5 protein-coding genes and 1 pseudogene are annotated in these 7,332 nt (G+C 62.2%); 3 read left to right on the forward strand and 3 right to left on the reverse strand.

The genetic code is table 11. From position 1 onward, the window contains the following. Positions 1-299: 299 nt before the first annotated feature. Complete coding sequence (locus ACIP98_RS41485; RefSeq protein WP_401981968.1) at positions 300-599, reverse strand: hypothetical protein; 300 nt, start codon at positions 597-599, stop codon at positions 300-302. A 182-nt stretch (positions 600-781) separates the two neighbouring features. On the opposite strand from ACIP98_RS41485, the gene ACIP98_RS41490 reads away from it, so the two are divergent. After that, complete coding sequence (locus tag ACIP98_RS41490; protein ID WP_401981970.1) at positions 782-1,489, forward strand: hypothetical protein; 708 nt, start codon at positions 782-784, stop codon at positions 1,487-1,489. Positions 1,490-1,846: 357 nt separating this feature from the next. On the opposite strand, the gene ACIP98_RS41495 is transcribed toward ACIP98_RS41490, so the two are convergent. Next, positions 1,847-1,951 carry a hypothetical protein gene (locus tag ACIP98_RS41495; protein ID WP_401981975.1) on the reverse strand — a complete coding sequence of 35 codons (105 nt, stop codon included), beginning with the start codon at positions 1,949-1,951 and terminating at the stop codon, positions 1,847-1,849. Between ACIP98_RS41495 and ACIP98_RS41500 the strand changes: the two genes are divergently transcribed. After that, positions 1,923-2,231 carry a hypothetical protein gene (locus ACIP98_RS41500; protein WP_401981978.1) on the forward strand — a complete coding sequence of 103 codons (309 nt, stop codon included), beginning with the start codon at positions 1,923-1,925 and terminating at the stop codon, positions 2,229-2,231. The two genes, ACIP98_RS41495 and ACIP98_RS41500, sit on opposite strands and share 29 nt — an antisense overlap. Positions 2,232-2,507: 276 nt before the next feature. Here ACIP98_RS41500 and ACIP98_RS41505 read toward each other — a convergent pair whose 3' ends face one another. Further along, positions 2,508-3,530: a helix-turn-helix domain-containing protein gene (locus ACIP98_RS41505; RefSeq protein ID WP_401981972.1), complete on the reverse strand. Its 1,023-nt coding sequence runs from the start codon at positions 3,528-3,530 to the stop codon at positions 2,508-2,510. A gap of 2,414 nt (positions 3,531-5,944) precedes the next feature. On the opposite strand from ACIP98_RS41505, the pseudogene ltrA reads away from it, so the two are divergent. After that, positions 5,945-7,225, forward strand: a pseudogene (gene ltrA / locus ACIP98_RS41510) (group II intron reverse transcriptase/maturase); the annotation flags it as partial. Positions 7,226-7,332: the final 107 nt, after the last annotated feature.

Consider the following 7,332-nt stretch of genomic DNA (forward strand, 5'->3'; position numbering starts at 1 on the left):
CAAGAGGGTGTTCAGGTCTTGCGTCACAACATGATCTTGAACACCCTCTGTTCATGCCTGATCGTCGGCCCAGCACATAGGACTTACTCGTCTAGGTGTATCCGCAGCGCACGTCTGACGGTCCCAGGAGTCTTGCCCAGCTTCAGGCAGGCGCCAGACGCCGCCCTTGAGCCGGCCGGAGGTGGTCCAGACAGAAACGGGGCCCGCGTCGTGCTGCCAGGTGAGGATCCTGTCGTTGTACCGCTGTGTTGCCTCCGATCGAAAGGCAAGCGGTTTGGACTCTGCCTTCACTCGGCGCTTCACGCCCGGCTTTCCCAGGTTTCCGGACTGATGTTCGCGCGCAGCGTCGTGTAGGCGTCGCTGACCTTCTTGATCGTGCGGATCGCCGCCTGGGCACCGAGTCCTGCGGCCCTCAGGTCCGTGTAGACGAGCTTCTGCAGGCCGAACTTCGGAAACTCACGCTTGGCGGAGGCGACCTCGGCAGCCCGGCCGGCGCCAGCGTTGCAGTTGTGCAGCGTCGAACGCAGCGCGACCGCCTGTTCGGCGGTGGGCAGCAGCTTGGCCGCACGACAATCTTCACACCCACGACTGACAATCACCGCCGCTGACTGCCTACTTGCAATGCACAGCGAGGTCTGAGCGTTTCATGCCCGGACGTTCCGGAGCCAAGTCGCCCAGGGCCAAAGCCCCGGGCTTCCCCGACTGAACACGGTAAAACCGTGCATGACGCAGAGCGACATCTGCCGTGTTCACATGCTGCCCGGCCGTACAATCTTGTGCTATGCCCGTCCCCGCTTCTTTGCTGGTGTCCGTGGCTGTCTCAGTGTCTCGTCGGCCTGCCCGCAGCCGTGTCCGGCACGGCCAGGCCTCGTGCGCCGACTATGGCTGCACCGAGCCCGCCTGCCGCCAGGCCGCACGACGAGCCCGCCGCGATCGTCAGCTCGACCACGCCGCTGGCCGGACAGCCAAAGTCGACCTCTCCCAGGCCGCCGAACACGCCACCCTGCTCCGCCGACGCGGCATGTCTGCCCAGGACATCGCCAACATTTCAGGAATCTCCGTCACTCTCATCCGCCGTCTGCTCCGGCCACGCTCAACCGGGCCCGGTCGAATATCTCGCACCACTGCCGATGCCATCCTCGGCATCACCATTCCGACACCGACCACTCCAAGTAGCGGCGGTGGCGGGCGAGGCTTGACCGACACCGTACGCGCTGCCGCCATACTCACCACGCTGGCTGCCTCGGGTTGGCCAGCCAACTACCTCGCTGCTCGCTTGGGTATCAGCACTCAGACTATCGCCGCCATTCGCGACGGCAAACGCCCTCGAATCCGGATCGCCCTCGACCAAAACATCCGCATCCTGTATCCGAGGCTCGCCAGCACGACTCCCACCGATGTCGGCATCCCGCCCAGCGACATCGCCCGCACTCTCGCCTACCACCGTCGCCGACTGACCGCCGCAACGACTCCGAACATGGCAGGCTGAAATTCAGGGCTGAGACAAAAATGGAGTGAACCGCCCAGCTCAGGTGCTGGGCATCGGCTCGAAGCGGATGGCCAGACCCACGCTCTGGGCTCCTTGAGCATGCGGCGCGTGGCGCATTCGGGGTCGTGTCCGGTGAAGTGTGCGCCGAGCTAGCGGTAGTGGATCTGTCGTGCAGGCCGTGCCATGGGGCAATGGCGAGTTGGTGCATCACCACGATCGGGGCCCGTTTGCCGCCGCGTCGTGCGGCCAGGTGCCGGGGAAGACGCCGGGGTAGGAGTCCTTGTTCGCGACCATGGCAGCAATCCCGAGGAGCCGTTTGAGGTCGTCTGTCACCAGGACGGCTGCTGCTGGAGTGGCTCACTCCGCAGACTCGTTCTGTCCAGTACAGACCCCGATCCAGGAGACCAGGTGGTGGCTGGCGGCAAACTGGGCGATGCTGCCGCCGGTCTCGGCGCTGATGATCTCGGCACTGAGGCGGCCGCTACCGGGGCAAGCTGTTGCAGCACCGAACCATGCCGCTGCTGAAGGAAGTCCGCCTTGGAAGGAAAGATCAGCGACCATCGGATACTTCAAACCGGCCGGCAAGAACGGCGGCAACTTTCATGGCGGCGGCACCCGTGTGCGAGCGAGCAGCAAAGACGGGGTGTTTTCTAACGAGACCGCCGCCTTGAAGTGCGTCTGCCAGGTCAGCATGAGCTTGGAGCTCACGGGCAAGAGTCAGGCCCGCTGGACCATGTGCTGAAAAACGCCCTCGATGCCTTCAGTATTACCCTTGACGGCCGTCTCTCCGCAGCCCGTCAGTAACCCTAACCACGCTGGTAGCGCCGCTCGTTTTGCAGACCGGGAATCGAGTTCAGTGGACGAGTCAGTCCCCGCATCATCGAAGCACCCTATACTGGCTCCCCTATTGCCGTCAATTTAGCCGCCGATACGGGCGTGCCCCCGCAACTACCCGGCCTTCTCGGCACCGCTGCGGCACCCCCCGCCACTACAAGCGCCTCGCCATTTGGGGAACCGTCTATAGAGAACCCTTTCCGTGATCCCTCAGGTACGTGGCGGGCGTGGCCCCATAGACCGTTTTGAACCTTCTGATAAAATGGCTGGTATCCGAAAAATGCCAGCGCACCGCGATCCCGGAAATCCCGACGGCGCTTCCACGAGCGATGAGTTCGTCATGCGCTTTCTGTAGACGTCGCCATCGAATGAACGCCATCACTGAGTCGTTTGATGCAGAAAAGTAGCGGTGAAGGGTTCGAAGAGAAACTCCAACCTTTTGGGCTATCAGCAGAGGAGTCAGATCACCATTTCCAAGGTGCTCCTCTATCACCTTTTTGGCGGCTGCTACCGTGGCATCCTGATGGCCGTTCAATCCCGCGCCAGGATGATCCGAGAGGATGGCTGAAATCAGTGCCGCACAGGCGCTCCGCGCCATATTTTGCGCAGTGATCGAACTCGCCAAATCGGTACTGTTTTTTTCGATCGCTTCCAGGTAATTCACGAAAAACCGAACCTCGGGGACGCTAGAATCTGTCAGGTAAGCCTGATCAAGGACTCTGGGTGACCCGACGTGCGGAAGCACAAGATTTCGCGGAATCGAAACTACGTGCGCATTCGTTGCCGGCGCACACGCGAATTCCCAAGAGACCCTTGTGTCGCGAATGCAGATCTGTCCAGGCTTGACAAAGTGCTTTTTCTTGCCACTTGTAAATTCCATCCAGCCAGAGGTGACCAAATCGGCGACCACTGGATCTCGATCAAGGTTTTTCCCTGACAAGCCTGTCATCGAATCGCTGTACACTCGAGCGGACAGCAGACCGTCGATGAGATAGCCGCTTGCAGTGAAGTTGAATCCTCGGGAGGCGTCTGCATGCGGGATGGCCAGTCGCGTCAGGTGCGAAAACGGGCCGCGCTCCCAATCCGAGAGCAACTCCTCGGCATCCCTAGCCTGCTGGGCTGTCAATTTCAGGGAATTCTGGTATTTTATGGCATTGTTCGACGAGGAACCCGTCGCAGTAGTGCCGACCAGTTGCTGATTGTTCACCTAGAGTCTCCCGTGATCACTGCCTCCCTTCCGTAGGAGATTCAGCAATCTTTCGTAAAGGTTTTCCAGTAACGGGCAAAAACGACACCTTCGGCACGTCGCTTACGAGGCGCCCTCCACGATCAGGTAGCTCTCTTTTCCTTCTACCTGAATTGGTAACATTCCCGTCTGTGCGAGCGCCAATTAGCGCCGGCGGTTCACAACCGCTGTACGGGCCCACAAGGCGGCCGAAATTGACGGCCACCTACGAAGTGACTTCCGCCGCTCAAGGAGATCTAAATCTCTTTTCTGACCCTCACATGCCAGCTGGGCGCGAGCATCCTTGCCCCCGCACCTGCTAGCCCTTGGCTTGGCCTTCACGGCAGTGCGATGTCATCCATTGCCCAAGCGCGGCAGCTCCCCCAACGCTGCAGGAGACGAGCGCGGGTAGCGTACAGAACGTTCTATACATCATAGTCCCAATCTTCAGTTGGGTCAAGGTGGATCAAGGTTGGGCGGGTGAGGCCTTCCCTCCGCTTGCCCGAGGAAATGAACCCAGCAGTTGTGCGACTAACAGACACGTAGTCAGCGCCTATTAATGGATTTGACTGCAATGCGATACAAATAGAGTTTCCGGCTGGCCGGTGCAGGGAAGCCGAGCCTACGGAATAGCGTCTACGCATTGAATTCAACGCCGGCACGGGAGGGCTGTAAGCCCGGTTCTATCATCTAAGGGCGCTTCCCACTGCACCGCATCGTCATTTTGTCAACACCTAACGCAACTCGCGTCGCCGTGACGAACCGCAACACTGCTAGTGACCGCCGTCACAGGCGTGCCAATGGTACGCTCCGCGCATTGACAATCCGGAGCCTGTCGCGGCCATCGGACGACACACCTGGGTGACTCGGAGAACACGGGAGCGTGCTGCTGTTCGTGAGCACCTACTGAAAACACGCATGACCGGCGCCAGTCTCCTGCATGTCCTCCCCCTTCCCCCCGGCCTCCGAAATAACATGGCCGGTTAGCACTCTCATCACCATGGGGTGTGCTGCCAGCCCCCGAGCCCACTGCGACAGTGCCTTCCCACGCGGAGCCATCCAATCCAAATCGGTCGGAGTTGCGTGCGGACAGTGAGGCCGCACCCGAAGGGGGCGCCTCAGAGCCTGCGGAAACCGCTGCCGCGGACGGGGGAAGTCGACGCCGGAAGCATCGTCGGCGTCCCGTCCGCACTCCGTCAACGCCGTTCGGGCAGCTGCCACAGCAAACATGCGTATGAAACGGAAAGCGTTCCTGACCTTCACGAGGAAATCTACCTGTGCTGCGATGGCCTGCCATAGTCATCACTCTGACTCCGGCTCCCCGCCTACACAAGGTGCATCAGGAGGCGTGACCACCCCGCTGGCGATCAGTTACCAATCAAAGACAATCGACATTCTGTCGTGAATGAAACCTGACATTTTCCGGATACGAAGAGGTTCGAATCGCCGGCTCTAGATGACTCGTATCGCTTCCATCTCTGGCAACTGATCGAATTTGCGCGCCAATAAAGGAATGTGCGTGCCAAATTTTCTCTTGATCTGGTGCATAACTCAACGGCCGCTGCTGGAGACGTCCCGTCGATCCCTGACTGCTCAGCCGTGCGGCTGTCATGCCTAGCCTCGCGCTTTCACGAGGTGGGCTGTCCGAGGCTTGATCATAAAAGCGGAAAGTGCTCCTGACCTGCAACGATGGGACTTGCTGAGGGTCCTGTTGGTTGCGAGGAAAGAAGCACTTCCCAGGTGAAGGTGCGACACGAGGTCGCGTGTGTTGAGTGGGCTCTCTTGGAGAGGAGGTCGGCGATGGCGTCGGCGACAGAGTAGCCCCGGGTCGGTGTCCGATGACTTGTCCCCACCCGGACATGCGTCGCTGGTAACGGCGGGGTGTGAAGCTCCGGGCACAAGCCCAAGTGCCCTCGTTCCACCCAAGGGCAACAGGCAAGGGGAAGACCGGACGGGTGAACAACCGTGAACCCTCGATGACGTCTCGTGAGAGAAAGCCCCGCCGGTGGGAAGCGACAGCGGGGTGCAGGGCAGGCCGCTGGAACGCGGCAGGCGCCGGGCGGATGCTTCACGCCGCCCGGGAGGACACCGCCGCCCCGGGATATAGAGGGCACCCAACCCGGTCGCAGCTCAGGCACGCGGAACGTGGAAACCCCGACGGAAGCCGCCCGTCCATACCGGACGGGCGGTGGGCGGACCGTGAGGAAGGCTGATGTTTCCGGCGGGAAAGGACGGCTCAAGAAGCGAAGGCCGGCACGCCGAAAGGCCGGAGGAAACCAAGGCGGTTACGGGCGGTGGACTCTCCGCCGTCGCTTTGGCCAACTCGCCCGATACGGACGGATGTCCGAGTCCGAAAGGACGCTGACGTGAGCCGGGTGAGCCTGTGAGGAGGGACGATGACAGCAGCGACAGCACCCAAGGACAAGTTGGACGCCCTGGCTCCGGCCGGGGTGAACGGACCGGAGGGCGGCTTCGTGGACTGGCCCGGCATCGACTGGGACCAGGCGGAGAAAGACGTACGCCGTCTGCGCCAACGCATCTTCACGGCATCGAAGGAAGGGGACCTGGCGAAGGTCAGGAACCTGCAGAAGTTGATGCTCCGGAGCCTGAGCAACACGCTGGTCAGCGTGCGGCGGGTGACGGAGATCAACGCCGGACGCAAAACGGCGGGGATCGACGATCAGGTCGTACTCACCGCCTCGGGCAAGTCGGAACTGGTGCGCTTCATCCAGCAGTGCGGCAGTAACTGGCAGGCCCGCGCGGTCCGGCGGGTGTTCATCCCGAAGGCGGGAGGACGCAAGCGGCGCCCGCTCGGTATCCCCGTCATCGTCGACCGGGCTCATCAAGCCCGGGTCTCGGCGGCGCTGGAGCCTGAGTGGGAGGCCCGGTTCGAGGCGAGGTCGTACGGCTTCCGCCCGGGCCGGGGCTGCCATGACGCGATCGGGGTCCTCTTCAATACGCTCAGCGGCAAGAACCCGCAGCGCGTGTGGATCCTGGACGCGGACCTGGCGGCGGCATTCGACCGCATCGATCACGACCAGCTTCTGGCCGGGCTCGGCACTTTCCCCGCCCGGGGACTGGTCCGGCAATGGCTGAAGGCCGGGGTCGTGGAACGCGGTAGGTTCACACAGACCGAGGAGGGAACTCCCCAGGGCGGCGTGATCAGCCCCGTGCTGCTGAATATCGCCCTGCACGGGATGGAGACAGCTGCGGGCGTGCGGTATCACCCTCCGGGCCGACGGGCCGGAGAGACCATGCCGAACGCTCCTGTGCTGGTCAGATACGCTGACGACCTCGTGGCGATGTGCCACAGCCGCGCTGCGGCTGAGCAGGTCAAGGCACGGCTTGCCGAGTGGCTCGCGCCCCGGGGGCTGGTCTTCAACGAGGACAAGACGCAAATCGTCCACGCGGAAAACGGCTACGACTTCCTCGGATTCAACGTGCGCCGCTACCGAAGCGGCAAGCTGCTGATCAAGCCCAGCAAAGCGGCCGTCAAGCGGATCCGGGGCAGACTGCGGACGGAAATCCGGGCCCTTCGCGGCGCGGAGCCTGCGGCAGTACTGCGGACGCTCAATCCGATCGTTCGCGGATGGGCGGCCTACTACCGGACGGTGGTGTCCAAAGAGGTCTTCGCCTCGCTGGACGCCTACCTACGGCAGCTCACCTACCGGTGCGCGTCTACCAGGACACAGGGCTTCGGCGTAGTCGCGTGACGCCCGGTTCGTGACGATCTGCCAGCTCGGCGGTGCCCCGGAACGTGACAGGCACGGCTTCCAAGATCATG

Source organism: Streptomyces sp. NPDC088354 (assembly GCF_044753585.1).
Classification (GTDB): Bacteria; Actinomycetota; Actinomycetes; order Streptomycetales; family Streptomycetaceae; genus Actinacidiphila.

Excerpts from the sequence above, each read along its gene's own strand:
- ACIP98_RS41490 (WP_401981970.1), top strand. The coding sequence starts at position 782 with ATGCCCGTCCCCGCTTCTTTGCTGGTGTCCGTGGCTGTCTCAGTGTCT.
- ACIP98_RS41500 (WP_401981978.1), top strand. The coding sequence starts at position 1,923 with ATGCTGCCGCCGGTCTCGGCGCTGATGATCTCGGCACTGAGGCGGCCG.